Origin of the sequence: Paenibacillus albicereus (assembly GCF_012676905.1) — a bacterium.
In the GTDB taxonomy this organism is placed as follows: domain Bacteria; phylum Bacillota; class Bacilli; order Paenibacillales; family Paenibacillaceae; genus Paenibacillus_O; species Paenibacillus_O albicereus.
Window position 1 is genome coordinate 1,481,564 of the sequence record NZ_CP051428.1, and the last position, 23,625, is coordinate 1,505,188.

Genomic DNA, 23,625 nt, shown 5'->3' on the forward strand with positions numbered 1-23,625 from the left:
TCGCGCGGCAGGTTCGGATTTATTTCTTTTGACAACGAGGGGGCGATGGGAATGGACAAGAGGAAGATGGCGCATCGAACGATCAGCGGCTCGGGAGCGGCGGGAGGGCTGCGGCTGGCCGCGCTGCTGCTGGCGCTCGCTCTGGCGCTGGCGGGCTGCGGAGGCGGGGAGACGGCGAAAACGGGCGCATCGGCGCCGGAGGGCAACGACCCGGGCCGCTTGAAGGTCGCGCTGCTCGTTCCGGGAGCGGTGAACGACAACGGCTGGAACAGCGTCGCCTACAGCGGCTTGATGAAGATCAAGGACGAGCTTGGAGCGGAAACGCAGGTTTCGGAGAAGGTCGGTCAATCCGACATGGCCGAGTTCCTGCGCGGCTATGCGCAGGACGGCTTCGACGTCGTCATCGGGCATGGCTTCGAGTTCGCGGAGCCGATGATGGACATCGCCAAGGACTTTCCGGATACGTGGTTCCTCGTGACGAGCTCCACCGCGGCGCAGGAGCCGAACGTCGCGTCGATCAGCATCAACAACCGCGAGCAGGGCTATCTGATGGGCACGGCCGCGGCGCTGCTGTCGCAGTCGGGCAAGGTCGCCGCCATCGGCGGCATGGACATCCCGCCGATCACCAATTCCGTGGCGGGCTTCAAGGAAGGCGCGGAGGCCGCCGTGCCGGGCATCGAGGTGTTGACGGCGATGACGGGAAGCGGCGAGGATATCGCCAAGGCGAAGGAGACGGCGATCTCCATGATCGAGAAAGGCGCCGACGTCGTCATGACGAACGCGAATGCGGCCGGCAACGGAGGCATCGAGGCGGCGAAGCAGGAGGGCGTGCTGGCGATCGGCTCCAACGTGGATCTGAACCCGATCGCGCCGGATACGATCGCGGTCAGCGTCATCCAGGACTATCCGGCGGCGATGCTGTCCGTCGTCAAGGAGGTTCAGGAAGGCCGCATGAAGGCGGAGCCCAAGCTGCTCGGCGTGAAGGAAGGGGCGGTATATCTCAGTCCCTACCATGGCTTCGAGGCCAAGATTCCGCAGGAAGCGAAGGACCGGATCGAAGCGGTCGTCGCCTCGCTGCAAGACGGTTCCCTGCAGGTCAAGAACAGCGATTAGGAGGCGGAAGAAGATGAGCATGACGATTCCGAGCTACACCGATACGGTTCCACTCAAGGACGGCGTGCTGGAGCATGAATGGCATCCGGTCTGCTCGTCGGCGGAGCTGAAGGACAAGCCGCTGTCCGCCATCGTGCTCGGCGAGCGCGTCGCCGTCTATCGGACGTCGCGGGGCGTGCATGCGCTGCGCGACCTGTGCGTGCATCGCGGCGCGATGCTGTCCAAGGGCTGGGTGGAGGACGATCGCAACCTCGTCTGTCCGTATCACGGCTGGAAGTACGATACCGAAGGCAGCTGCGTGTGCATCCCGGCTCAAGGCAAGGACGACCGCATCCCGCCCCGCGCCAAGGCGGTCAAGTATCGAACGCAGGAGAAGTACGGCATCGTCTGGGCGTGCATCGGCGAGCCGCGCGCCGAGCTGCCCGACCTGGAGGAATTCGAGCGACCGGAGTATCGCCCGCTCGTCTGCGGTCCGTACCGGGTGAACGCCGCCGGCACCCGGGTCATCGAGAACTTCACCGACTTCGCGCATCTGATGTACGTGCATGGGGGACTGCTCGGCCATCCCGACTATTCCGAGCTGCCGGACTTCGAGGTGCATCGCGAGGAGGGGCGCGTCTATACAGGGGACGTGCCGATCTTTCAGCCGATCGCCCATTCGGGATCGGAGCATGCGGAGGGCACGACGTACGTCTACGTCAAGGAAGTGTTCCGTCCCTTAGCCGCCCGGCTGTCCAAGCGGGATGCCGCCACCGGCCAGACGCTGTGGATCATGCTGACGGTGCTGCCGATCTCGGAGAAGGAATGCCTCGTCTACATGCCGGTGTCGCGCAATTATGCCTTCGACGTCGCGGATCAGGCCTTCATCGACTTTCAAGATACCGTATTCGATCAGGACAAGTGGATCATCGAGACGCAGAAGCCGGAGCTGCTCCCGCTCGACCTCCAGGCCGAGCTGAACCACAAGGCCGACAAGCTTTCGGTCGCTTATCGCAAATGGCTCGCCGGCATGGGCGTCCGCACCTGCATGGCGTAGCCTAGATCCAGCTTGCGGAATCCAAATGGCCCCGCAACCGCAGACAGCCCTGCTTCCGGCGCATACGGCGGAAGCAGGGCTGCTTGGCGCGGATCCCAGGCGTCAGCCTTTGTGCAGATGCCCGTGCAGCTTGCCGACCAGCGACTGCTGCTCGGCGGCCGGGCTGTCCTTCCAGATCATCTCGAACAGCACACCGAGGCCCGGAAGGGCCTTTTCATCGCTGTCGATCGAATCCCGGATGATCTCGCCGAGCTCGCTTTCGGACTTGTCCTGCACGATCTGCGTGATCGCCTCTCGCAGGTTGAATTGGCTCATCGCTTGCTCATTCCCCCTTGATGTCGGATCTCGGTTAGAATGCCCGCCGCCCGCCTCCCCCATTCGGAAAACGCCTGCCGTATGCTATAATGGATGCCATCAGAGCGGATTGGAAAGGCGGAGGGGTAAGGCATGCGCAAAAAGCAGTTTGCCGTCATCGGCATGGGCCGCTTCGGCTCGAGCGTCGCCCAGGCGCTGTCGGAAATGGGCTTCGAGGTGCTCGCCATCGACAGCGACGAGGAACGCATCCAGGACATGGCGCCGATCGTCACCCATGCGGTGTCGGCCGATACGACCGACGAGGAGGCGCTGCGCGCCATCGGCATCCGCAACTTCGACGTCGTCGTCGTCGCCATCGGGGAAGACATCCAGGCGAGCATCCTGACAACGCTCATCCTCAAGGATCTCGGCGTGCCGAAGCTGATCGTCAAGGCGCAGAACGAGCTGCACGGCAAGGTGCTCGGCAAGATCGGCGCGGACCGCGTCATCTATCCCGAGCGGGACATGGGGCTCCGGGTCGCCCATCACCTGATCTCGCCGAGCGTGCTGGACTTCATCGAGCTGACGCCCGAGCACGGCATCATCGAGTTCGAGGCCCCGGGCGCGATGATCGGCCGCACGATCAAGCAGCTGGACATCCGGGCCAAGTACCAATGCAACGTGCTGGGCATCAAGGCCGGCGGCCACATGGACATCACCCCGATGCCGGACCAGGTCATCCGCTCCGGGGACGTGCTCGTCATCGTCGGCGCCAACAAGGACCTGCTGCGGCTCGAGGTCGAGTTCGACGTGCAGCGCGAGGTGAAGAGCCGGTGACCGACGCGGCGATGACGATCGCCTCGACCTCCAACCCGAAGGTCAAGGCATGGGCTTCCCTGCAGGAAAAGAAGCACCGCGACCGGCTTGGGCAGTTCCTCGCCGAAGGACCGCATATGATTGCCGAGGCGCTCGCCTGCGGAGCGGCCGTGCGCGCCGTCGTCTACGACGAGCAGCGGGGCTTGCCGCCGGAGCTGGAGGCGCCGCTGCGCCAGCGCGGAGCCGGAATCGAGCTCGTCGCCGCCTCGCGCGCGGTGCTCGCCAAGTGCGCCGGCACCGACTCGCCGCCGCCGGCATTCGCCGTCGTCGACAAGCCGGCGGCGGACCGCTCGGCGCTCTGGCGCGAGCGCGGACTCGTCGTCGTGCTCGACGGCGTGCGCGACCCGGGCAACGCCGGCACGATCATCCGCAGCGCGGACGCGGCCGGAGCGGATGCGGTCGTGCTGGGCAAGGGCTGCGTCGACCTGTTCAACCCCAAGGTCGTGCGCTCGACGATGGGCTCGCTGTTCCATTTGCCCGTCATCGAGGGCGATCTGGCCGAGCTGCTGCCCGAGGCGCGGTCGCGCGGGATGAAGCTTGCGGGCACGAGCCTGCAGGCGGCTCGCGGATTGTACGAATGCGATCTGACGGAGCCGACCTGGCTGCTGCTCGGTAGCGAGGCCGACGGGCTGTCGGCGCTGTCGCTGGGGCAGATGGACTACGGCGTCCTCATCCCGATGAAGGGACGCAGCGAATCGCTCAACGTGGCGATGGCCGCGACGATCGTGCTGTACGAGGCGATGCGGCAGCGGGAGTTTTAGCCGACAAAAAAGACGGGAAGAAATGAAGCGAATCGCGCGCTCATTTCTGCCCGTCTTTTTCTTTTGCCGAAAATGGGGAGCAAAGGAAAGGTTAAAAGCATCCGAAGGAGTTTGGACGCCGATTAAACGCTTTCCAATCGGTTCATACTGATAGCAGCAAGGAAAAAGATAGACTCAAAAAACAGAAGCCAGACGTTAAGGAATATGCTATCATGAGTCATGCAAACGTTTGTACAACATGTAAAAAGGGTGATAAATACGATGACTCCCAACATCCGCTGGTGGAAGGAAGCCACCGCCTACCAGATCTATCCGCGGTCCTTCATGGACAGCAACGGCGACGGAATCGGCGACATTCCCGGCATCATCTCGAAGCTCGACTACCTCAAGGGACTCGGCGTCGGCCTGATCTGGATCTGCCCGACCTACAAGTCTCCCAACGACGACAACGGCTACGACATCTCGGACTACCAGGACATCATGGAAGAGTTTGGCACGATGGCGGACTTCGACCGGCTGCTGGAGGAGACGCATGCCCGCGGCATGAAGCTCATCCTCGACCTCGTCATTAACCACACGTCCGACGAGCATCCATGGTTCATCGAATCCCGCAGCTCCAAGGACAACGCCAAGCGCGACTACTACATCTGGCGCGATCCGCGTCCCGAGACCGGCGCGGAGCCGAACAACTGGGAGAGCATCTTCGGCGGGCCGGCCTGGGAGTTCGACGACAAGACCGGCCAGTACTTCATGCACATCTTCTCGCGCCGCCAGCCCGACCTCAACTGGGAGAACGACGCGGTGCGCCGCGAGCTGTACGACATGGTCAACTGGTGGCTGGACAAAGGCATCGACGGCTTCCGCGTCGACGCGATCTCGCATATCAAGAAGGTCGAAGGCTTCCCGGACCTCCCGAACCCGCAAGGGCTGCCGTTCGTGCCGAGCTTCGACGGACACATGAACCGCGAAGGCATCCACCGCTTCCTCGCCGAGCTCAAGGAAGAGACGCTCGCGAAGCATCCCGAGGCGGTGACCGTCGGCGAAGCCAACGGCGTGACCGCCGACGACGCGGAAGCCTGGGTCGACGAGCGCAAAGGCGCGTTCAACATGATTTTCCAGTTCGAGCATCTCGGCCTCTGGAACCGCAGCCCGGAGGGGGGCCTTGACCTCGGCTCGCTCAAGGAGACGCTGACGCGCTGGCAAAAAGGGCTGGAAGGCAGCGGCTGGAACGCTCTGTTCCTGGAGAACCACGACCAGCCCCGCTCCGTGTCCACCTGGGGCGACGACGGCGTCTATTGGAAGCAGTCGGCCAAGACGCTGGCGACGATGTACTTCCTCATGCAGGGCACGCCGTTCATCTACCAGGGGCAGGAGATCGGCATGACGAACGTGCAGTTCCCTTCCATCGAGGACTACAACGACGTCGCCATCAAGAACCTGTACCGCTATGAGACGATGAACGGAAAGAGCCACGAGGACGTCATGCGCGTCATCTGGAAAACGGGGCGAGACAACTCGCGCACGCCGATGCAGTGGAGCGCGGACGAGCATGCCGGCTTCACGACGGGCGAGCCGTGGCTCAAGCTGAACCCGAACTTCTCGCATATCAACGTGCAGCAGGCGATCGACGATCCGGACTCCATCTACCATCACTACAAGCGGCTGATCCGCCTGCGGGCGGAGCATGAAGCGCTCGTCTACGGCACGTACGACCTCATCCTGGGCGACCACCCGCAGGTCTACGCCTACACGAGGACGCTGGGCGCGGAAAAGCTGCTCGTGCTCTGCAACCTGAGCTCGGCGGAAGCCCAGGCGGAGCTGGCCGGCGAGCTGGCCGGCCGCCGCACCGAGCTGCTGCTCGCGAGCGAGCTGGCCGACGCCGAGGCGCCGATCGCGCAGCTGTCGCTGAAGCCGTACGAGTCGCGCGTCTACCGCCTCGCGCCCGTCGCGGGCTCCGGCTCTGCGGCGCCATCCGTGCAGGACGGCAGCTCGGAGACGATCGGCACGATCTGATTTTGCATAAGAAAGAGCCCTTCAGGGCCGCCTCGGATGATTATTCCGAAGCGGTTTCGGAAGGGCTTTTTTATCGGCAAGTCGTCAGGCCTAGCGTGTTGGCGCCTCGTCCCGGCTCGTACCGGTCACCGCCAGCCCGGCATCTCGTCGAGCGTCAGCACGTTGGACGCGCCATAGATGCCGGGCAGCGTGCTGCGGTTCTCCTCGATGAAGTCGGGCCAGAGCATCGCGTAGATCCACTTGTTCTGGCTGGCGAGCAGCGAAGCGGACGGCATGAACTGGCATTCGCCGATCGCGATCGGCTTGCCTCCCGACGCTTGCAGCATCGTATTGTAGTTGGTTTGCGTATAGCCGGTGTTGTACACGTCCAGGGAGGCGATGTCGAAGTAGCTGCTGCCCGGATTGTAGGCGGAGATTTCCGTGCTCAGGTTGGAGAAGTCCTGCACGTTCCACACCCAGATGAGGTTCTCCAGCCCTTTGGTGCGCGTCAAATAGTCGTAGGTGATCTGGTACAGCTTGGCGGTGCCGTTCGGGCCTTTGTGGCAGGACCACCAAAAGACGCATTGGTTCATCTCATGCAGCGGACGGAACAGGACGACGACGTTGTTGTTCTCCAGATCCTGCAAGTAAGTCGCGATCGTGTCGAGGCGGCTGATCCAGCTGTTGTACAGAGCCGTGCCCGGCGTGGTGAGCTGGGTGAACTGCGCCGACGTCAGCTTGGCGGGATTAGCGCCGCCGATCTCGTCCCAGCTGCAATATTCGTCTCGGGTCGGCGCGCAGGGGTGATACATGAGCGTCACGAGCGCGCCTTTGTTGAACTGGTTCTTCGCTTCCTGAATCATGTTCCAGCGATTGTCGAGCGCGAGGCTGCCGAAGCCGAAGTCGCCTCCCCATAACGACGGCGTGCGGCCGGCGATTCCTGCCACCTTGTCGCTGTCGCTGCGCGGCGTATTGTTGAACTTGTTCTCGATGCCGACGATCGTCTTGCCGCCGAGATTGTTCAGGTAGCTCAGCATCCGCTGCTTGACGGCGCCGACGGTCGTGCCGCCGCCATTGCCGTCGTCGCCGTAGATTTCGAACTCGTACAACGAGTAGCCGTAGGCCGTGGCCCGTTGGAAGGCGTACATCTTGACGTAGCGCGCGGTGGCCGTGAAGCTGATGTCGTTCACGCCGCCGACGCCGTTATAGTTGGAGTAGACCGTCGTCCAGGCGGAATTGTCGTTGGACGTCTGGATTTGGAAGCCTTTCGCATAAGCGGCCTCCCAGCGCAGCTTCACGCCGGTGAGCGGGCGGGCGGAGCCGAGGTCGACGATGATGTACTGCTGGTCGCTGTACGCCGATGCCCAGCGGGTGTTGCCGTTGGCGTCCACCGCGTAGGCGCCGGCGTAGGCGGAGCTTTCCGCGCTGGAGACGGTGACGGGACGGTTGTAGGCGAGGTTGACGATCGCCGCCTCGGTCTTGGCGGGGCGGCCGAGCAGGATGAGCAGCGAGAGCAGCACCGCCGCGAGAGCGGCGAGCAGGATGGAGCGGGGACGGGGCAGCGTCAGATGGTTCATCATGGGCCTCCTTGGGCAAAGGGATGGGGGATGCGTACCGAGCGTTTCGGTGATGCGGCCGGCGCGGGCGGCGCCGAGGCGGGCATCGCCTCCTTCGGCTGGAAATGAATTCGCTTTCAACACCCATTATAGATATTTATAAATAAAATTCAATAAGTTTATTAAAGTTTAATTAGGCGGCCGAGCCATTGACGAGGGCAACTGTTACCATTAAAATAACAGTACGGCGGAAAAGGGAGGGAGCGTGCGGATGAACAGCGAATTTACGATTGCGGTCCACAGCTTGGTCTATTTGGCCAGCCGGCCCGATCGGATGGCGACGAGCGATTCCATCGCCCGCAACGTGAACACCCATCCGTCGCGGATCCGCAAAGTGATGAGCTTGCTTCGCAAGCAGGGATATATCGGAACCAAGGAAGGCATCGGCGGCGGCTACCTGCTGGAGCGCCTGCCGGAGCAGACGACGCTGGCCGAGATTTACCGGGCGACGTCGTTCGGCTCGATCAAGCCGGGCTGGTGCTCCGGCGGCGAGCAAGGCGACTGCTTGATCGCCTGTCGCATGGCCGCGGTGATGGATGAAATCTTCACGGACACGGAGGCCAAGCTGCTCCAGCATCTGGAGGGCATGACGATCCGAGACGTGCTGCAGCGCGTGAAGGCGGAGGAGACGACGACCTGACGCGACTATAGGCAGGGAGGAATGGCAGATGAGCATGGAAACGGGCATGGAAGCGATTCGGGTCGGAGACTGGGTAAGCGGAGTCACCGTCATGGACGAGAGGTTCATCGGGTACGTGGATGCGGCGGACCCGGTCGGATTCTTTCGGGTCGTCGTGACGCAGAGCGACCGCGAGCGGATCGTCGGCAAGCGCGTCGGCGCGCGCGCCTCCAAGGTGCGCAAGCTGTCCGACCATGGCCAGCAGGCCGGCGCCGGCGAGCTGCGGACGCTGATCGAGCTTTCCCTCCTGACGAGGGACGAGAACTGGTTCCGGGAGCTGACGGAGCGCGCCAGGACCGTGGATGCGGAGCCGGGCCGGAGCGGGAGTGACGGGTTTCCGGTCAACCGCATCTCGTCGATCCTATGAGCTGAACCAGCCGCCGGGACGGGCTCGTCCCTTTTTCAGACCGGTCTGCCGCCCCTGGCAGGCCGGTTTTTTGCGTCTTCTGACGAGCCTGCCGTCCGCATACGATGAGTAGGGAAGCAAGTACATCCGGGGGGGGATGCGCATGGCGAGATGGGGAAAAAGGCGTGCCGCATGGCGGCTGCCGGCGCTGCCGATGCGGCCGGTCCGCAGGATGAGGCTGTCCCGGTCCTCCTCCACTCCGGGCAGCAGGAGCGCGGGACGGCTGCTTCCGTCGCGGCCGCGCCGCGCGGCTCCATGGGCCGGAGATCCTGCGCGGCCGCGCCAGCGCCGGCGTCGGCGCCGCCGCTGGGTGCTGCTGACGGTCGCGCTGCTGCTGGGACTCGGGACGGTCAACGGCTACTTTTACCTCGAGCGCAAGCTGCAGCCGCCGCTCATGCGGATCGCCCAGCTCAAGGTGAAGCAGATCATGACGGAGGCGATCAACAAAGCGATTACCGATCAGGTCGCCTCAGACGCCAAGCTCGAAAGCCTGATCGACTGGAAGATGGACGCCTCCGGCAAGGTCAGCGGCTTCATGATGAATTACAACGAGCATATGAAGATCACGGCGCAGACGATCCAGACGGTGCAGCATACGCTGCAGGAAAGCGAGAACTTCCGCGAGGGCGTGCCGATCGGGCAAGCGTTGGACAGCGCGCTGCTCGCCTCCTTCGGCCCGCGCGTGCCGATCCGGTTCGAGCCGATCGGCGACGCCAAGGTCGAGCTGAGCACGAGGCAGAAGGATGCCGGCATCAACATGATTCTGGTCGAGGTCTACATGCGCATCCATACGGAGCTGTCGGTCGTCATTCCGTTCAACGCGGCGTCGCAGACGGTCGATACGGAAATTCCGATCTCCTACCTGATGGTCGTCGGCGACGTGCCGATGTACTACTACGACGGCAAAGGCAAGCCGATCGGCGACAGCGCGGCCGCGGCGCCCGCGCTTACGCTCCCTCCGCCTTCGGGAGAAGGAGCCGCCGGAGCCGACCCGGGCGGGAGCGGCGCGAACGGGACGGAACGCGAACAAGGAGAGGGCCCGTGAGGGTCCTCTCCTTGTTCGTCGGCGCATCGTGGCATGACGTGACGGCAACGGCATAGGCACGCGCCTTCTAGCGGCGGCTTTTCGCCTTCTTCGCCTTGTACTCCGCCTTTTCCCACTGACGAAGCAGCGGGTACGGATCGAAGGCCCATTCGATCATGCCGCGATCCCGGTAGATGCCGTAATGGAGATGGGGCGGAAACTTGCCGGATGTGCCGGGCTTGCCGTACCCGGAGCTGCCGACCCAGCCGATCGTGCGGCCGGGCTCGACCGTCATGCCGCTGCGCAGCGATTTGTCGAAGCCGGACAGATGGGCGTAGTAATGGTATCGGTTGTCCGCATCGCGGATGCCGATGCGCCAGCCGCCGTACGCGTTCCAGCCCATGTTCTCGATGACGCCGAAGCAGGTGCTGCGCACCGGCAGGCCGTAGCCGGCAAAAATATCGGTTCCCTCATGCGTCCGGTGTCCGCCCCATCCGCGCGCCGTCCCCCAGGTGCTGCGATAGGAATAGTCCGTTCCGACCGGCACGGGAAAAGCGCTGCCGTCCAGATCGAGCCTGCCGAATGTCCGATAGAGCAAGGAGAACTGATTGATGCGCTGAACGGCGCGCTGGTTGTGATAGAACTCCCAGACGCCGATCGAAAAGTCGTCCGGCGAGCTGCCGAAGCGCGCCACGGCCGAAGCCTGGGCATAAAGCAGGTCGATGTCGCTGCTCCGATCGGCCTTGCCGTCGCCGTCGCCGTCGCGGCCGATGCCGCCGAAAAACCGGATCGATGCCGGGTCGCGGTCGTCGGAGTCGGGATTGGTCATGCCGCTCCACTGCTCCGTCGAAACGTACAGGCCCGCCCAGGAGCCGAGCTTGGGCCTCGTTTTCGGCCGGGCTTTGCGAAGCGTGCGCTCGTATTGATCCAGCGCGGCGACCTGCTCCCAGTCCAGGCCGGTCAAGAGGGCCATCTGGCCGTAGGCGGCGCGGCGCTGCTCCGGAGCCCCGGCCTCCTTCGCGTCTGCGGGAGCCGCATGCGCCGACGGCCCGAGCCAGGTGCCGGCCAGCATCGCGGCGAACGCCAGAGCCATCCATTTCTTCATTGCTAATGTCCACCTCCGCCGGAAACTTGGGCTCGCTCCCGTAGGTTCTGCGTTCCGATCGGTTTTTATCCGACGGGATCGAAGGAACGCCATCCTCGACTTTTCATCCGGAGTCCTTGTCGCTATACTGAGAAGCGGGAAGGGATCGCAAGGCGGCGGAGCGGAATCGGTTCGCCTGCACCGGGACGATAGCGGGTCCTAACGCCTGCCCTCCTCGATTTTCATGAAATCGTACGAGCCGCATGCTATACTAGAGGTCAGGTTTTACGCCTTTTTTCAACTGAACGACAGAAAGCGAAAGCAGGGGATACGATGAGCACCAGAGCTCCCAAACCGAAACTGCCGAAGCCGGAATGGCTCAAGATCAAGCTTCAGACCGATGGCCATTATGCCGAGCTCAAGGATATGATGCGTTCCAAGACGCTGCACACCGTATGCGAGGAGGCGCGCTGCCCCAACATTTACGAATGCTGGGCCAACCGCACCGCGACATTCATGATTCTAGGCGACATCTGCACGCGCGCGTGCCGATTCTGCGCCGTCAAGACCGGCCTGCCGACCGAGCTGGACCTGCAGGAGCCGGAACGGGTGGCGGAGGCGGCCGAGCAGATGGGCCTGCGCCACTGCGTCGTTACTTCCGTCGCGCGCGACGATCTCAAGGATGGAGGAGCCTCGATCTTCGCCGCGACGATCAAGGCGATCCGGGCCCGGCTGCCGCTTTGCAGCGTGGAGGTGCTCATTCCCGACTTCCTCGGCAACGAGGAGTCGCTCCGGATCGTGATGGACGCGAAGCCCGACATTCTCAACCATAACATCGAGACGGTCGAGCGGCTGTCCGACCGGGTGCGCGCCAAGGCGAAGTACAAGCGCTCGATCGAGCTGCTGCGGCGGGCCAAGGAGATGGCTCCCTCCATCCCGACCAAGTCGAGCATCATGCTCGGCGTCGGCGAGGAATACGAGGAGATCATCGCCTCGATGGACGACCTGCGCGCGGTCGACGTCAACATCTTGACGCTCGGCCAGTACTTGCAGCCGTCTCCGAACCATCTGGCGGTGGCGCGCTACGTCCATCCGGACGAGTTCAAGCAGCTGAAGGAAGACGGGCTCGCCCGGGGCTTCAGCCACGTGGAGTCCGGTCCGATGGTGCGCAGCTCGTACCATGCGCATGAGCAGGTCAAATCTGCAGCAGGAGCGGCATCGGGAGCATGACCGGCCGCCCGGGCCGCTAGGAGGGCTACCGGTGATCTTTGTCGGAACGAAGAAGTACGAGCTGATTCATGAGCATAAGACCGCCTGGAACGCCGAGGTGTTCCGGGACCGCTACAGCGACGTGCTGGAGCGCTACGACTATATCGTCGGAGATTGGGGCTACAGCCAGCTCCGTCTCAAGGGCTTCTACCGCGATGGCCATCCGAAGGCGAGTCGGGACACGTCCTATTCCAGCCTCATGGAATATATCAACGAATACTGCAACTTCGGCTGCGCCTACTTCGTGATGGAGCTCAAGGAGCCGGCGTCCGCCGATCCCGATGCTCCGCCGGAGCAGCCGGCGGCCGGCGACATCGTCATCGTGCCGGGCGTGCGCCGCTTCGAGGAGGACAGCTACAGCCGTCCGCCTGCCGCTGACCGGCGCCGCGGAGCAGACCGCTCGACCGGGGCCAAGCGCGGATCGGCAAGCGAAGCGGCGTCAGCCGAGGGCGAGACGGAAGCGGCGGCGGCCGGCGAGCGCCGCCAGCCGCAGGGCGGCCGGTCCGGCGGCGGCAAGCGCCAGGGCAGCGGACCGCCCCATGGCGGCAAGCGCCGCGAGCATGCCTCCGGCGGCGACAGCCGGCGAGGCGACCGGCGCGAGCATGTCTCCGCCGGGACCGATCGGCGCGAGCAGGCGCCGGCTGGCGGCGCGGAGCGCCGCGAGCGGCGGGAGCGCCGCGACCAAGGCGGCAGCGCGCCGGAGCGTCAGCGCGAGCAGGGCGGAGAACGCGCGCGCGAGGCGCAGGGCGAGAAGCCGCCGCAAGGCTCGGGCGGCGGACGCCGAGGCGGCTCGCATCGGCGCGGACACCGCAGCGGCGGCTCCAGCGGCGAGCATGCGCCGCAGCAGCAGCCCGGCGAAGCGCGCCAAGGCGAACCGCGCCAAGGCGAACCGCGCCACGGCGGAGAGCGCTCCGGCGGAGACCGATCGCAGGGCGGCGGCCGCCGCAAGCCGCAGACAGGCGGCAGCCAGGCTCCAGCCGGCCCGGGGTCGGGCGGAGCGCCCGGCAGCTAGCGCAGAGCGGCATCGCAACCAGGAACAGCAAAAAAGGGACGAAGACGAGCGAAGGCTCGTTTTCGTCCCTTTTTGCCGGGCTCGGCTCGTCCTGCCCGGTGCAGGCACAGCCCAAGGATGCGGTCCGTCAGCCCGGGAAGCGCGAATCCGGCTGAGGCTGGCCCTCGTTCGTGTCGATGAACGCGTCCCGTACGCGGTTCCAGAACGGAAACGGCCGGTAGCGCGCGAAGCTGACTCGGGATTCCGCGACGCTGCAGCGGATCGAGCGGATGTCCGAGCGCTGGATGTTGAGGTGGTCGATCGTCAGCAGCAGGCGCTGGTCCTTTTTGGAGAGCAGGTCGCAGTGATGATGCTGCGGCAGGATGACCGACGTGCCGAGCGTCCGGTAGACGCGGTTGTTGATCGAAGCGATCTCCGCCAGCTGCAGCGACGGAATCGACGGATGGATGACGGCGCCGTTCAGGCTCTTGTTGTAGGCGGTGCTGCCGGTCGGCGTGGAGATGACCATGCCGTCTCCCCGGAACATCTCGAACGGCTCGTCGTTGATGTTGACCTGCACGACGAGCGTGCCGTCCACGCCTTTGAGCGTGAATTCGTTGAGCGCCAGATAACCGGTCGTTCCCTCCGGCGTGTCGAGCTCGATCTGGGCGAGCGGGTAATGGACCAGCTTGGGCTGCTGCTCGGCCATCATGCGCACGAGCTCCTCCAGCTCGTCCGCCTGCCAGTCGGCGTAAAAACCGAGGTGGCCCGTATGGACGCCGACGAAGGCCACCTCCTCGATCCGCTCCAGATAGGTATGGAAGGCATGAAGCAGAGTGCCGTCTCCGCCGATGGAGATGACCATGTCCGGTTTCTTGTCGTTGCGGATGAATCCGCGTCCGGCCGCCAGCCGGTGAAACCGTTCCGTCAGCTCGTTGGACAGCCGGTCGCCTCGGCTCAATACCACATAATTCAACAACGCAGGCGCTCCTTCCGATCAATCAGGATATCCAAATGATAGCGGAAATTGCCGTTGAACACAATGAGGCCGGCTTCGAAAAGGCGCGGTTCATGCAGGCCCGAGCCAGCCCCAGAGAACGTATACCATCGCGGCGGCGATCAGTCCGTGCAGGAACCGGGCAAGCAGGAAGGGGCGGTAGCGCATCCCGGTATGGCTGACGAGGCTGGCGATCTGCGCATGCACGGACAGCCCGGCCCAGCTCAGCACCCAGGCGGCGAGGGCCGTGCGGTGCACAAGGTCGAGGCTGGCTTCGGAGGACGCCTTGGCTCCGAGCGTCACTTCGAAGAGGCCGCTGATGACGGGGGCGGCAGAGGAGGCGGAGCCTCCGAAAGCCTCGAATAGGAGGCCGAGGGCCGCCTCGAGCAAGCCGATCAGCGACGTCTCGCGCAGCAGCTCCATGAGGACGGAAAAAACGACGACAAGGCCGCCGACGACGATCATGAGCCGCAGCCCTGACTGGACGGCATCCCGCACGAGCACGCTGAACGGCCGTCCGTCCAGCAGCCTCGCGTCGTGCATCGCTTTCAGCGCGGAGGCGAGGCCGCCCCGCTTGCGGACGGTTGGAGAGCGTCGGAGCGGAGGCTCCGGAGCAGCAGCCTCCGCTTCGCCGCGACCGTGCCAGCGCATGAGGAATCCGATGGCGAGGCTGCTCCCGTAATGCGCGGCGGCCAGCACGGGCGCGATCCCGGGCTGGTGGAAGAAGCCGACCGATACGGCTCCGATGAGGAAGATCGGATCGGAAGTCGTCGTGATCGCGACGAGCCTTTCTCCCTCGACCCGGGTGATGAGCTTCTGGTCCCAAAGCTGGGACGCCAGGCGCGCGCCGACGGGATAGCCGGACAGGTAGCCCATCGCCAGCACGAACCCCCCGCTTCCCGGTATGCGGAACGCCGGCCGCATGACGGGATCGAGCAGCTTGCCGGCAAAGTGCACGATGCCGAGTCCGAGCATGAGCTCTGACAGGACGAAGAACGGAAATAGGGCGGGGAACAGCACCTCCCACCAGATCGACAGGCCGCGCAGCGACGAGGCCAGCACGGAAGCGGGATAAAAGGCCATGAGCGCCATGAGCAGGGCGGCGCAGAGGGCGGTCAAGGCAGACGGATGTAGCAGCTTGCGGCTCATGGGCGGGCGCTCCTTCCGGATCGGATGGTGAAGGAATAGCTGGAACCATTGTATGAGACAAGCGGGGGAATCAGAAGGACGAACCATTGTCAGAAAAATCAAAAAGATTTAGAAAACGCTTGCAAAAAGGGCTGGCTTTCCGTTTTCTTTATGGTACAATAGCATTACTCTAAACGGCTTGGAGTGATGGAGAATGAGTGTTGTCGCAGGCATTCTGGTTTGCGCTTTTGTGTATGTGATTCGCGAGTCCCTCATGGCTCCCGGTGAAGAAGATTACGAAAGCTGAAGCTTGTTCCCACCACTTATCCGAATGCCCGCGATGCGGGCATTTTTTCATGGGCATGCGCTTTCATAGCCCGTTGGAGTAGTTCTTTCATCATAGACCGCAAGGCCTAATAAATGGAGGTTCCTTTACCGATGAATAAACCGAGCAGTCCGTACGAGCTTATGGGCGGAGCGGAGGCGATCGCCAGGCTCGTCCATGCCTTTTATCCAAAAGTCGTTCAGAACGAGCGGCTTGCTCCGCTGTTTCAAAACGACTTGGCGCCGGTTATGGAGAAGCAAATCCAGTTTTTGACGCAGTTCTTTGGAGGCCCGCCGCTGTTCTCCGAGCAGCACGGCCATCCGATGATGAGAGCCCGGCACCTGCCGTTCCGCATCACGCCCGATCACGCGGCCGCGTGGCTCGGCTGCATGGATGCGGCGGCGAGGGAGATCGGCATGCCGGACGATCTGAGAAGCTTCGTCATCGACCGCTTGTCCGGCCCCGCCTACCATTTCGTGAACAGCGACGGGCAGGATGATCCATCCTAGGAGCCCGATACCCTGATAGAGGAGATGATTCGCGCATGGAGCCGCTGTATGAATCGGTCGTATCCTGTCCCTGCTGCGAATCCGAGTATCCGACCCCCCGCGTCCGGTCCAGCTTCAAGCGGGCGGTTTCGTCCGATACCGACTTCTGCTGCTACTACAAGCATGAGGTCAATGCCGACTATTACGTCGTGCGCGTCTGTCCGAGCTGCGGCTACGCGACGACGGAGAACGGCGCCCGCGAGCTGAGGGGCGACCAGAAGCAAGCCTACTTCGACCAGGTCGGACCTTCCTGGAAGCCGGGGAGCTTCCGCGGAGAGAGGACGAGGGAGCAGGCGCTGCTCTGCTACAAGCTGGCGCTGCTGAGCGCTCAGGCGATTGGCGAGAAGGAGCGGCTGATCGCCGGGCTGCTCCACCATATCGCCTGGCTGCATCGCTACGGCGGCGAGGAAGAGCAGGAGCGCCGCTTCCTGCGCCACGCGCTGGAGGCCTACCAGTCCGTCTTCGAGCATGAGCATGTGGAGAACGACGCCAAGCTGATGTACCTGATCGGCGAGCTGCACCGGCGCCTGGACGAGCCGCGAGAAGCGGTGCGGTGGTTCTCCCGCGTCGTGCAGGATCCGTCCATCATGGATGCGGCAATGATCCAGGCGAGCCGCCGCCAGTGGCAGCTCATCCGCGAGCAGCCTTCCGGCTCTATCCCCGGGTGGTTCGCGCCTGGCGTCGAAGATGACGGAGCGGAAGCCATCCCTTCCTGAATTCAAAAAAAGCGTTCCCGCGAGAGGCTTCTCGGCAGGGAACGCTTTTTTTTGGTCGGCGCGGCGGAGCGCCGGCTACAGGCTGCGTACCGGAACGTCCATCAGCAGGTAGTCCTTGTCGGCATCGAGCACCGTGACCCGGCTATGGCAGCATGGAAACACAAGCAGCTTCTTTGCTCCTTCCGCGATCGTCTTCAGGTCGGACGGTCGCAGCGGGAGCAGCACGTTGTCGCGGCCGCAGAACGGGCAAGCGGCCAGAACGTCCTTCATCTGGACGTCATAAGGCCAGGATCGTTCGAACGGGATCATCGGCCTTCTTCCTCTCCCGTTCCGGGCTTGCCTTCTGGCGTCTCGGGGCGGGAAGCGGAGCTCGGCTCTCCCTGGCTGCCGGCTATTTCGGAGCCGGCCAGCTCGGCCATCTTTTGGAGCAGAATATGGCGGGGCATATGCATGAGATGCTCCAGCGGCACGCCAAGCTGCTTGGCGAGCTTGACGGCCGTGTCGGCGGATATGGGCAGCGGTCTGGACATGTCGGTTCCTCCTTGCCGGAATAGCGCCGCCGTCTCTCCGGTAGCGGAGGGCGAGCGGCGCGAGCTATAATGGTAGCATACACGGCCGGACAAGCCCGCGCAATGCGCGGCGCCGCTGCCCTTCGATCGAGCGGGCAGAGGGCGTGGCCGGAAGGAGAGGATTCGATACGATGCCAACATCCGTCTATCCGCTGAACTGGAATTTGGAGGTATTTTACCCGGGAGGGTCCTCGTCGCCCGCGCTGAAGCAGGAACTGGAAGGAATTTCGGACGACGTCGCCCGTCTGAACGGCGAGCTTGTCGCCGCGTCGGGCTCGGAGGGAGTGCCCGGAGCGAGCGGGGAGCAGCTGGGACGCTGGACCGAGGCCGCCCAGTCGATCGCCGCGCGGCTCGGCCAGGTGGACAGCTTTGTCGGCTGCCTGCTCGCCGCCAACGTCCACGACAAGGAAGCGGCCGCGCTCAACGGACGCATCCAGTCGCTGGAGGCGGAATACACGATCGCCTTCACCCGCTTCGACGATCTGATGAGCCGTACGCCGGACTCGATCTGGGAGAGCTGGGTCCAGACTTCGCCGGTGCGATTCTTCCTGAATGAGCGGCGCCAGAACGCCCGCGAGAAGCTTCGCCCCGAGCTGGAAGCGTTTGCGGCCGATCTGGCGGTCGACGGCTACCATGCCTGGGGCAACCTGTACAACACGATCGTGTCCCGCGCGAAGTTCAAGGCGAAGGACAAGGACGGCAAGGAAGAGCTCCTTTCCGCCGGACAGATGTTCAACCGGCTGAGCGATGCGGACCGCGACGTCCGGGTCGAAGCGTTCGCCGAATGGGAGCGCGAATGGTCCGAGCATGCGCAGCTGTGCGCCGATGCGTTGAACCATATTGCCGGCTTCCGCCTGAAGCTGTACGACAAGCGCGGCTGGGGCGACGTGCTCAAGGAGCCGCTCAAGATGAACCGCATGACGCATGCGACGCTCCATGCGATGTGGGCGGCGATCGAAGAAGGCAAGAAGGACCTGCTGCGCTACTTCGAACGCAAGGCGAAGCTGCTTGGCGTCGAGCGGCTGGACTGGCATGACGTCACGGCCCCGCTCGAGTCGAGCACGGCCAAGATCGCCTACGACGACGCCTGCCGCCTGATCGAGGAGCAGTTCGCGCGCTTCGATCCGAAGCTCGCCGAGTTCGCCGCGATGGCGCTCAAGGACGGCTGGGTCGAAGCCGAGGACCGTCCCGGCAAGCGTCCCGGCGGCTTTTGCGCCTCGTTCCCGGTCAAGGGAGAGACACGCATCTTCATGACGTATTCCGGCACGGTGGACAATGTCAGCACGCTGGCGCATGAGCTCGGACACTCCTACCATTCCTACGTCATGGAGGATCTTCCTTCCTTCTCCAAGCAGTATGCGATGAACGTCGCCGAGACGGCCTCGACCTTCGCGGAGATCATCGTCGCCCAGTCCCAGCTTGAGCTGGCCAAGACGAAGCAGGAGAAGATCGCGCTGCTGGAGCTGAAGATCCAGAACGCGGTCGCGTTCTTCATGAACATCCACGCCCGCCTGCTGTTCGAGCTCAGCTTCTACGAGGAGCGCCGCGCCGGCGAGGTATCGGTCAAGCGCCTGAACGAGCTGATGGAAGCGGCGCAGCGCGAAGCCTATGGAGACGCCATCGGAGAGGCGCATCCGCATTTCTGGGCGGCCAAGCTGCATTTCTTCTTCACCGGCACGCCTTTCTACAACTTCCCGTACACGTTCGGCTACCTGTTCAGCGCCGGCCTGTACGCCCGCGCCAAGGAGGCCGGTCCCGGCTTCGCCGAGCAGTACGTCAGCCTGCTGCGCGATACGGGCAGCATGACGGTCGAGGAGCTTGCGCTCAAGCATCTGGGCACGAACCTGCAGCAGGAGGAATTCTGGCGCAGCGCGGTGGCGCTGACCGGCGAAGACATCCGTCAATTCCTGGAGCTGACGGAATAAGCCGGGCGGCTGCAGAAGCCTGAAGGTTCGATGAAGCTTGGCCGAAGCGCATGAAGATTCCATAAAGAGGGTTGAAACCGCTCCGTACGAAGCGTATCCTGTTCGTCAGGAAGGGCTTCAAGAGATTCTATTTCCTAGGAAATGAAGGAGGAAGCGAGCCGATGAAATTCTTTCTGGATACCGCCAATGTCGAGGAAATCAAGCGCGTCGCCAAGCTGGGCCTGGTGGACGGGGTGACGACGAACCCGACGCTCGTCGCCAAGGAAGGCCGCGTCTTCAAGGAAGTCGTACAGGAAATTTGCCGGATCGTGCCGGGTCCCGTAAGCGCGGAGGTGACGGGCTCGACCAGCGAGGACATGCTCAAGGAAGCGCTTGAGATCGCCGAGTGGGCGCCGAACGTCGTCATCAAGGTGCCTCTCACCGAGGATGGCCTGTACGTCACCCATGCGCTCGCGCAAAAGGGCATCAAGACGAACGTCACCCTCGTCTTCTCCGTCGCCCAGGGCCTGATGGCTGCGAAAGCCGGCGCGACGTTCATCAGTCCGTTCGTCGGCCGGCTGGACGACATCGGCATGACCGGCATGGACCTGGTGCGGGACCTGTCCGCTATCATCAAGATCTACGGTTTCCAGACGGAGATCATCGTCGCCAGCATCCGCAGCCTGGAGCATGTCAAGGAAGCGGCTCTTGCCGGCGCGCACATCGCCACGATCCCGGGCTCGCTCCTGCCGACGCTCTGGAAGCACCCGCTTACGGACATCGGCATCGAGCGCTTCACGGCGGATTGGAACAAGATGCAGGCCGCTTTGGCCAAGGGCTGATCTACGTTTGGATGCAAGGCGTTATGCCGATATGGATTTAACGATCGTTTTTTGAATGGGGCCGTCCTCCCTTCCAGAAGGCTTGACCGGCTGAATCGGAGCATGCTATAGTCGTCTCAATTCAATCGAATGACCTTGCGGAAGCACCGCGAACGAGCAGATTCACTGCTTGTTTGCGGTGCTTTTTTGCGTCCAGGGAGGGATCGGCCTGATGGCCAGGCTTGAGATTGTCGTCGCGGCGGCAGAATCGGAATATATGCGAAGGCTGGCGGCTGGCGTGAGGGACTCGCCGTTCGGCAGCCGATGGAGATTGACGGCATGCACGACGGGGGATTCGCTGCGACAGTATTTAAAAGGAGGCTATGCGGTCCATCTGGTGCTGGCGCAGCCGTCGCTCCTGGAGCAGGCGGGAGAGCTGCCCGCCGGCATTCCGGCGGCGGCCTTCGTGCGGCGCCGCGGCGAAGGCGGCGGATTGCCCGAGCTGCTCCAGTATCAGCCGGTGCCGGAGCTGCTGGCCGGCATCGAGGCGCTGCTTGCCGGCAGCGGCGATAAGCGGCTCCGCGCAGGGGGAGAGGGGGCTGCCGTAGTCGCCGTATGCGACCCTGTCGGCGGAGCGGGCAAGTCGACGTGCTCGCTCTGGCTGGCCCGCCTGGCGGGAGAGCGCGGGCTTCGCGCGCTGTATCTCAACCTCGAGCGCTTCGATGCTTCCGGATTGCAGCTGCGAGAACCGGGCGAGGCTTCAGGAGAGGGGGTCGAAGCGCTGCTATATGCGCTCAAGGCGGACAAGCCGGATTTTCCGGCCCGGCTGACGAGCGTGCGCCGCTACAGCCGGCGGATGGGAACCGACTATATCGGCGAGGCTCCGAGTCCGGAAGAACGGCAGGCGATGACCGGCGACGATGCCGCTCGTCTGCTGGAGGCGCTGGCCGGCAGCGGCTTGTACGATCTGATCGTGGCGGATATGGACAGCGTGCTGGACGATGCGGCGGCGGCCGTGCTGGAGCGTTGCGACGCCGTCGTCTGGCTCGCCGAGCCTTCGGCCGTCGCCAGGCGCAAGACTCGGCTGGCGTTCGAGGCCGCCAGGCTGACGCATCCTGCCGCGGCGGCGGCAGCGCGCAGCCGCATGCTCTTCGTCCGGAGCCGCGTCCGGCCTCACGCCGAGGAGGATCGCGTTGCAGAATGCGCCGCGGACCGTTCTCTGCCGGCTTTTGCGGCGGAGCTCCCTTACGATCCCGGCATCGGCCGCATCGAATCGGCCGCTCCCGCCTATATCCAGGCAGCAGGGGATTTGCTGGACCGGCTCGGCTGTGGGACGAAGCGGAGCGTGGGCCTATGAGCGGACAGATGGCGGCAAGGCCGGACCGCGATGGGACGGCACGCCTGAGAGAGCAGATACGGGCCGCGATCGATGCCGGCGGAGAGATCGGCGACGATGAGCTGATGCGGACGGTGGAGCAGGCAGTCGACCGCTGGGAAGGCAGCGCCCGCCTCGTCTCGAGCGAACGGCTGCGGCTCGTGAGGCAGCTTTTCCATTCGTTTCGCGGACTCGATGTGCTGGAGCCGCTGCTCCAGGACGACTCCATTACGGAGATCATGATCAACGGGCATCGGCAGCTGTTCGCGGAGCGCGCAGGCCGCGTCGAGCCGCTTCGAGAACAATTCGAGAGCCGAGAGCGGCTGGAGGATCTCATCCAGGCGATCGTGGCGCAGGTCAACCGCGTCGTCAACGAATCCTCGCCGATCGTCGATGCCCGCCTCGCCGACGGCTCGCGGGTCCATATCGTCCTGCCGCCCGCATCTTTGTCGGGACCGGTCGTGACGATCCGCAAATTTCCGAAGCAGCCCTTGCTGATGGACGGGCTCATCGCCTGCGGCTGCCTGACGGACGAAGCGGCGGCCTTCCTGCAGAGGCTTGTGCGCGCAGGCTTCAATATCTTCGTCAGCGGGGGCACGGGCAGCGGCAAGACGACCTTCCTCAACGCGCTGTCCCGCTCGATCCCCGAGGAGGAGCGGGTCGTGACGATCGAGGATTCCGCCGAGCTGCAGCTGCAGGCGCCGAACCTGGTCCGGCTGGAGACCCGCAACGCCAACACCGAGGGCAAAGGAGCGCTGCCGATGCGCCAGCTCATCCGAGCTTCGCTGAGGATGCGTCCCAACCGGATCATCGTCGGCGAGGTGCGGGGCGAGGAGGCGGCGGACATGCTGGCCGCGATGAATACCGGGCATGACGGCAGCATGAGCTCAGGCCACGCCAACAGCGCCAAGGACATGCTCGGCCGGCTCGAGACGATGGTGCTTGCGGCGGCGGAGCTTCCCGTAGCCGCCATTCGTCAGCAGATCCTCTCGGCGGTCGATATCATCGTGCATCTGTCGAGGATGCGCGATCATACGCGCAAGGTGCTGGAGATTTGCCAGCTGGCGGGCATCGAGGGAGGGGAAATCCGGCTGGAGCCGCTGTTTCGCTTCGAGCCGGGGCCCGACGGAGCGGCGCGGCTTCGGCGCACGGAGGCCGCTTTGCGCCGAAGCGACAAGTGGGAGCGCAGCGGAGGCGGCGCCCCCCGCTCCGCAGCGGGCGGCTCTTCCGGCAAGGAGGGTCTCGAAGATGGCGATTGAACGGGCGGCACGCGGGTTGGAGCGCGGGCTGGAGCGCCTCGGATGGCCGGCAGGCGGAGGGCGGAAGCAGCCGGCTTCCGCCGGAGCTGGAGCCGACTACAGCCGGTACGAGCTGAGCCGCCGCCAGTTCTGGGTGGCGTTCGCCGTTGGAGCCGCTCTCGTCTTTGCGGCGGCATACCTGTTCTATTTGAATGCTGCCGTCGCCCTGCTGGCTTCCCTGGTCGGCATCAAGGCGCCTTCGCTTTATCGGGAGCATGCGCGAGCCAAGAGGCAGGACAGGCTTCGGATCCACTTCAAGGAGATGCTCTTCTCGCTCTCTTCCTCGCTTGCTGCCGGCCGTTCGGTCGAAAACGCCCTCTTCGCTTCGATCGGAGACCTCAGGCTGATTTATACGGGGGCTAGCACGGACTTGCTGCTGGAGCTCGAGCGCATCCGCCGCCGCTGCGCCAACGGGGAGACGCTGGAGTCGGGACTGCTCGACTTTGCCGTCCGCTCCGGCGTCGAGGAAATCATGCAGTTCTCGGACGTATTCACGACGTGCAAGCGCACGGGCGGCGATCTGGTGGAGATCGTGCGCCGCACCTCCCAGCTGATCGGCGAGCGGATCGAGGTCAACCAGGAAATTCAGGTGCTGATCGCCCAAAAGAAATTCGAGTCGAGAATCATGCTGGGCGTGCCGTTCGCTTTTCTCGGCTTCCTTCATGTCGCCGCGCCGGACTACATGGCGCCGCTTTATGCCGGCGCAGCGGGATATGGGCTGCTTACCGCCGCGCTGCTGCTGTTCGCCGCCTGCGGCTGGCTGATGCTTAAAATCATGGACATTCGGCTGTGAGGAGGTGGAG

At 64.1% G+C, this 23,625-nt stretch carries 24 protein-coding genes; 17 read left to right on the top strand and 7 right to left on the bottom strand.

Annotated elements, in window-relative coordinates; genetic code table 11:
• Positions 1–51 precede the first annotated feature (51 nt).
• Together HGI30_RS06560 and HGI30_RS06565 are read left to right on the top strand one after the other, a co-directional pair.
• The gene (locus tag HGI30_RS06560) at positions 52–1,113 is read left to right on the top strand and encodes a BMP family protein (protein ID WP_235680345.1); all 1,062 of its coding nucleotides are present in this window, start codon (positions 52–54) and stop codon (positions 1,111–1,113) included.
• Positions 1,114–1,126: 13 nt separating this feature from the next.
• Positions 1,127–2,149: an aromatic ring-hydroxylating dioxygenase subunit alpha gene (locus HGI30_RS06565; RefSeq protein WP_235680346.1), complete on the top strand. Its 1,023-nt coding sequence runs from the start codon at positions 1,127–1,129 to the stop codon at positions 2,147–2,149.
• A 102-nt stretch (positions 2,150–2,251) separates the two neighbouring features.
• Here the strand turns inward: HGI30_RS06565 and sspI are convergent, their stop codons facing one another.
• Positions 2,252–2,464: a small acid-soluble spore protein SspI gene (gene sspI / locus HGI30_RS06570; protein WP_168906892.1), complete on the bottom strand. Its 213-nt coding sequence runs from the start codon at positions 2,462–2,464 to the stop codon at positions 2,252–2,254.
• 132 nt (positions 2,465–2,596) lie between these two features.
• Here sspI and HGI30_RS06575 point away from each other — a divergent pair, with 132 nt between their 5' ends.
• The 3 genes from HGI30_RS06575 (at position 2,597) to HGI30_RS06585 (ending at position 6,093) form a co-directional block, all read left to right on the top strand.
• Positions 2,597–3,280, top strand: coding sequence for a potassium channel family protein (locus HGI30_RS06575; protein WP_168906893.1), 684 nt, complete (start codon positions 2,597–2,599; stop codon positions 3,278–3,280).
• Positions 3,281–3,291: 11 nt separating this feature from the next.
• Positions 3,292–4,080 carry a TrmH family RNA methyltransferase gene (locus HGI30_RS06580; protein WP_168909765.1) on the top strand — a complete coding sequence of 263 codons (789 nt, stop codon included), beginning with the start codon at positions 3,292–3,294 and terminating at the stop codon, positions 4,078–4,080.
• Between the two features lie 261 nt (positions 4,081–4,341).
• Complete coding sequence (locus HGI30_RS06585) at positions 4,342–6,093, top strand: glycoside hydrolase family 13 protein (RefSeq protein ID WP_168906894.1); 1,752 nt, start codon at positions 4,342–4,344, stop codon at positions 6,091–6,093.
• A 125-nt stretch (positions 6,094–6,218) separates the two neighbouring features.
• Here the strand turns inward: HGI30_RS06585 and HGI30_RS06590 are convergent, their stop codons facing one another.
• Positions 6,219–7,652 carry a glycosyl hydrolase gene (locus tag HGI30_RS06590; protein ID WP_168906895.1) on the bottom strand — a complete coding sequence of 478 codons (1,434 nt, stop codon included), beginning with the start codon at positions 7,650–7,652 and terminating at the stop codon, positions 6,219–6,221.
• Between the two features lie 247 nt (positions 7,653–7,899).
• On the opposite strand from HGI30_RS06590, the gene HGI30_RS06595 reads away from it, so the two are divergent.
• From HGI30_RS06595 to yunB, 3 genes are all read left to right on the top strand, one after another.
• Positions 7,900–8,328, top strand: a complete 429-nt coding sequence (locus HGI30_RS06595; RefSeq protein ID WP_168906896.1) for an RrF2 family transcriptional regulator — start codon at positions 7,900–7,902, stop codon at positions 8,326–8,328.
• 28 nt (positions 8,329–8,356) lie between these two features.
• Positions 8,357–8,734: a hypothetical protein gene (locus tag HGI30_RS06600; RefSeq protein WP_168906897.1), complete on the top strand. Its 378-nt coding sequence runs from the start codon at positions 8,357–8,359 to the stop codon at positions 8,732–8,734.
• A gap of 142 nt (positions 8,735–8,876) precedes the next feature.
• Complete coding sequence (yunB, locus tag HGI30_RS06605) at positions 8,877–9,818, top strand: sporulation protein YunB (protein WP_235680347.1); 942 nt, start codon at positions 8,877–8,879, stop codon at positions 9,816–9,818.
• Positions 9,819–9,885: 67 nt separating this feature from the next.
• Here the strand turns inward: yunB and HGI30_RS06610 are convergent, their stop codons facing one another.
• Positions 9,886–10,902 carry a M23 family metallopeptidase gene (locus tag HGI30_RS06610; protein ID WP_168906898.1) on the bottom strand — a complete coding sequence of 339 codons (1,017 nt, stop codon included), beginning with the start codon at positions 10,900–10,902 and terminating at the stop codon, positions 9,886–9,888.
• Positions 10,903–11,214: 312 nt separating this feature from the next.
• Here HGI30_RS06610 and lipA point away from each other — a divergent pair, with 312 nt between their 5' ends.
• Together lipA and HGI30_RS06620 are read left to right on the top strand one after the other, a co-directional pair.
• Entirely contained in the window at positions 11,215–12,111 is an 897-nt protein-coding gene (lipA, locus tag HGI30_RS06615; protein ID WP_168906899.1) for a lipoyl synthase, read from the top strand.
• A gap of 31 nt (positions 12,112–12,142) precedes the next feature.
• Positions 12,143–13,162, top strand: coding sequence for a YutD family protein (locus HGI30_RS06620; protein ID WP_235680348.1), 1,020 nt, complete (start codon positions 12,143–12,145; stop codon positions 13,160–13,162).
• A gap of 127 nt (positions 13,163–13,289) precedes the next feature.
• Here HGI30_RS06620 and HGI30_RS06625 read toward each other — a convergent pair whose 3' ends face one another.
• Together HGI30_RS06625 and ylbJ are read right to left on the bottom strand one after the other, a co-directional pair.
• Positions 13,290–14,117, bottom strand: a complete 828-nt coding sequence (locus HGI30_RS06625) for an NAD kinase (protein ID WP_168906901.1) — start codon at positions 14,115–14,117, stop codon at positions 13,290–13,292.
• 93 nt (positions 14,118–14,210) lie between these two features.
• A complete protein-coding gene (gene ylbJ, locus HGI30_RS06630) occupies positions 14,211–15,287 on the bottom strand; it encodes a sporulation integral membrane protein YlbJ (RefSeq protein WP_168906902.1) in 1,077 nt (358 codons plus the stop codon).
• Positions 15,288–15,704: 417 nt separating this feature from the next.
• Here ylbJ and HGI30_RS06635 point away from each other — a divergent pair, with 417 nt between their 5' ends.
• Both HGI30_RS06635 and HGI30_RS06640 read left to right on the top strand, forming a co-directional pair.
• Positions 15,705–16,100: a globin domain-containing protein gene (locus tag HGI30_RS06635; protein WP_168906903.1), complete on the top strand. Its 396-nt coding sequence runs from the start codon at positions 15,705–15,707 to the stop codon at positions 16,098–16,100.
• Positions 16,101–16,135: 35 nt separating this feature from the next.
• Positions 16,136–16,855: a DUF2225 domain-containing protein gene (locus tag HGI30_RS06640; protein WP_168906904.1), complete on the top strand. Its 720-nt coding sequence runs from the start codon at positions 16,136–16,138 to the stop codon at positions 16,853–16,855.
• A gap of 75 nt (positions 16,856–16,930) precedes the next feature.
• Here the strand turns inward: HGI30_RS06640 and HGI30_RS06645 are convergent, their stop codons facing one another.
• Together HGI30_RS06645 and HGI30_RS06650 are read right to left on the bottom strand one after the other, a co-directional pair.
• Positions 16,931–17,164 (bottom strand): hypothetical protein, encoded by a 234-nt coding sequence (locus tag HGI30_RS06645; RefSeq protein ID WP_168906905.1) that lies wholly within the window; start codon positions 17,162–17,164, stop codon positions 16,931–16,933.
• Positions 17,161–17,385, bottom strand: a complete 225-nt coding sequence (locus HGI30_RS06650; protein WP_168906906.1) for a YycC family protein — start codon at positions 17,383–17,385, stop codon at positions 17,161–17,163. Before HGI30_RS06650 ends, HGI30_RS06645 begins: the two co-directional genes overlap by 4 nt.
• 170 nt (positions 17,386–17,555) lie before the next feature.
• Here HGI30_RS06650 and HGI30_RS06655 point away from each other — a divergent pair, with 170 nt between their 5' ends.
• The 5 genes from HGI30_RS06655 (at position 17,556) to HGI30_RS06675 (ending at position 23,615) form a co-directional block, all read left to right on the top strand.
• Positions 17,556–19,349, top strand: coding sequence for a M3 family oligoendopeptidase (locus tag HGI30_RS06655; protein ID WP_168906907.1), 1,794 nt, complete (start codon positions 17,556–17,558; stop codon positions 19,347–19,349).
• A gap of 161 nt (positions 19,350–19,510) precedes the next feature.
• Positions 19,511–20,170, top strand: a complete 660-nt coding sequence (gene fsa / locus HGI30_RS06660; protein WP_168906908.1) for a fructose-6-phosphate aldolase — start codon at positions 19,511–19,513, stop codon at positions 20,168–20,170.
• A gap of 211 nt (positions 20,171–20,381) precedes the next feature.
• A complete protein-coding gene (locus HGI30_RS06665; protein ID WP_168906909.1) occupies positions 20,382–21,506 on the top strand; it encodes a P-loop NTPase family protein in 1,125 nt (374 codons plus the stop codon).
• Positions 21,503–22,783 carry a TadA family conjugal transfer-associated ATPase gene (locus HGI30_RS06670; RefSeq protein WP_407945012.1) on the top strand — a complete coding sequence of 427 codons (1,281 nt, stop codon included), beginning with the start codon at positions 21,503–21,505 and terminating at the stop codon, positions 22,781–22,783. Before HGI30_RS06665 ends, HGI30_RS06670 begins: the two co-directional genes overlap by 4 nt.
• On the top strand, positions 22,773–23,615 hold the full coding sequence (locus HGI30_RS06675) for a type II secretion system F family protein (RefSeq protein ID WP_168906910.1): 843 nt from the start codon (positions 22,773–22,775) through the stop codon (positions 23,613–23,615). The genes HGI30_RS06670 and HGI30_RS06675 overlap by 11 nt, the downstream gene beginning before the upstream one ends.
• Positions 23,616–23,625: the final 10 nt, after the last annotated feature.

What these genes read in the sequence shown, in the direction of transcription:
- fsa (WP_168906908.1), top strand. Translation starts at nt 19,511, where the DNA reads ATGAAATTCTTTCTGGATACCGCCAATGTCGAGGAAATCAAGCGCGTC.
- HGI30_RS06635 (WP_168906903.1), top strand. Translation starts at nt 15,705, where the DNA reads ATGAATAAACCGAGCAGTCCGTACGAGCTTATGGGCGGAGCGGAGGCG.
- HGI30_RS06565 (WP_235680346.1), top strand. Translation starts at nt 1,127, where the DNA reads ATGAGCATGACGATTCCGAGCTACACCGATACGGTTCCACTCAAGGAC.
- HGI30_RS06650 (WP_168906906.1), bottom strand. Translation starts at nt 17,385, where the DNA reads ATGTCCAGACCGCTGCCCATATCCGCCGACACGGCCGTCAAGCTCGCC.
- yunB (WP_235680347.1), top strand. Translation starts at nt 8,877, where the DNA reads ATGGCGAGATGGGGAAAAAGGCGTGCCGCATGGCGGCTGCCGGCGCTG.
- HGI30_RS06655 (WP_168906907.1), top strand. Translation starts at nt 17,556, where the DNA reads ATGCCAACATCCGTCTATCCGCTGAACTGGAATTTGGAGGTATTTTAC.
- HGI30_RS06640 (WP_168906904.1), top strand. Translation starts at nt 16,136, where the DNA reads ATGGAGCCGCTGTATGAATCGGTCGTATCCTGTCCCTGCTGCGAATCC.
- HGI30_RS06595 (WP_168906896.1), top strand. Translation starts at nt 7,900, where the DNA reads ATGAACAGCGAATTTACGATTGCGGTCCACAGCTTGGTCTATTTGGCC.
- HGI30_RS06665 (WP_168906909.1), top strand. Translation starts at nt 20,382, where the DNA reads ATGGCCAGGCTTGAGATTGTCGTCGCGGCGGCAGAATCGGAATATATG.
- sspI (WP_168906892.1), bottom strand. Translation starts at nt 2,464, where the DNA reads ATGAGCCAATTCAACCTGCGAGAGGCGATCACGCAGATCGTGCAGGAC.
- HGI30_RS06585 (WP_168906894.1), top strand. Translation starts at nt 4,342, where the DNA reads ATGACTCCCAACATCCGCTGGTGGAAGGAAGCCACCGCCTACCAGATC.
- HGI30_RS06590 (WP_168906895.1), bottom strand. Translation starts at nt 7,652, where the DNA reads ATGATGAACCATCTGACGCTGCCCCGTCCCCGCTCCATCCTGCTCGCC.
- HGI30_RS06675 (WP_168906910.1), top strand. Translation starts at nt 22,773, where the DNA reads ATGGCGATTGAACGGGCGGCACGCGGGTTGGAGCGCGGGCTGGAGCGC.
- HGI30_RS06600 (WP_168906897.1), top strand. Translation starts at nt 8,357, where the DNA reads ATGAGCATGGAAACGGGCATGGAAGCGATTCGGGTCGGAGACTGGGTA.
- HGI30_RS06670 (WP_407945012.1), top strand. Translation starts at nt 21,503, where the DNA reads ATGAGCGGACAGATGGCGGCAAGGCCGGACCGCGATGGGACGGCACGC.
- HGI30_RS06575 (WP_168906893.1), top strand. Translation starts at nt 2,597, where the DNA reads ATGCGCAAAAAGCAGTTTGCCGTCATCGGCATGGGCCGCTTCGGCTCG.
- HGI30_RS06645 (WP_168906905.1), bottom strand. Translation starts at nt 17,164, where the DNA reads ATGATCCCGTTCGAACGATCCTGGCCTTATGACGTCCAGATGAAGGAC.
- HGI30_RS06560 (WP_235680345.1), top strand. Translation starts at nt 52, where the DNA reads ATGGACAAGAGGAAGATGGCGCATCGAACGATCAGCGGCTCGGGAGCG.
- HGI30_RS06610 (WP_168906898.1), bottom strand. Translation starts at nt 10,902, where the DNA reads ATGAAGAAATGGATGGCTCTGGCGTTCGCCGCGATGCTGGCCGGCACC.
- ylbJ (WP_168906902.1), bottom strand. Translation starts at nt 15,287, where the DNA reads ATGAGCCGCAAGCTGCTACATCCGTCTGCCTTGACCGCCCTCTGCGCC.
- lipA (WP_168906899.1), top strand. Translation starts at nt 11,215, where the DNA reads ATGAGCACCAGAGCTCCCAAACCGAAACTGCCGAAGCCGGAATGGCTC.
- HGI30_RS06580 (WP_168909765.1), top strand. Translation starts at nt 3,292, where the DNA reads ATGACGATCGCCTCGACCTCCAACCCGAAGGTCAAGGCATGGGCTTCC.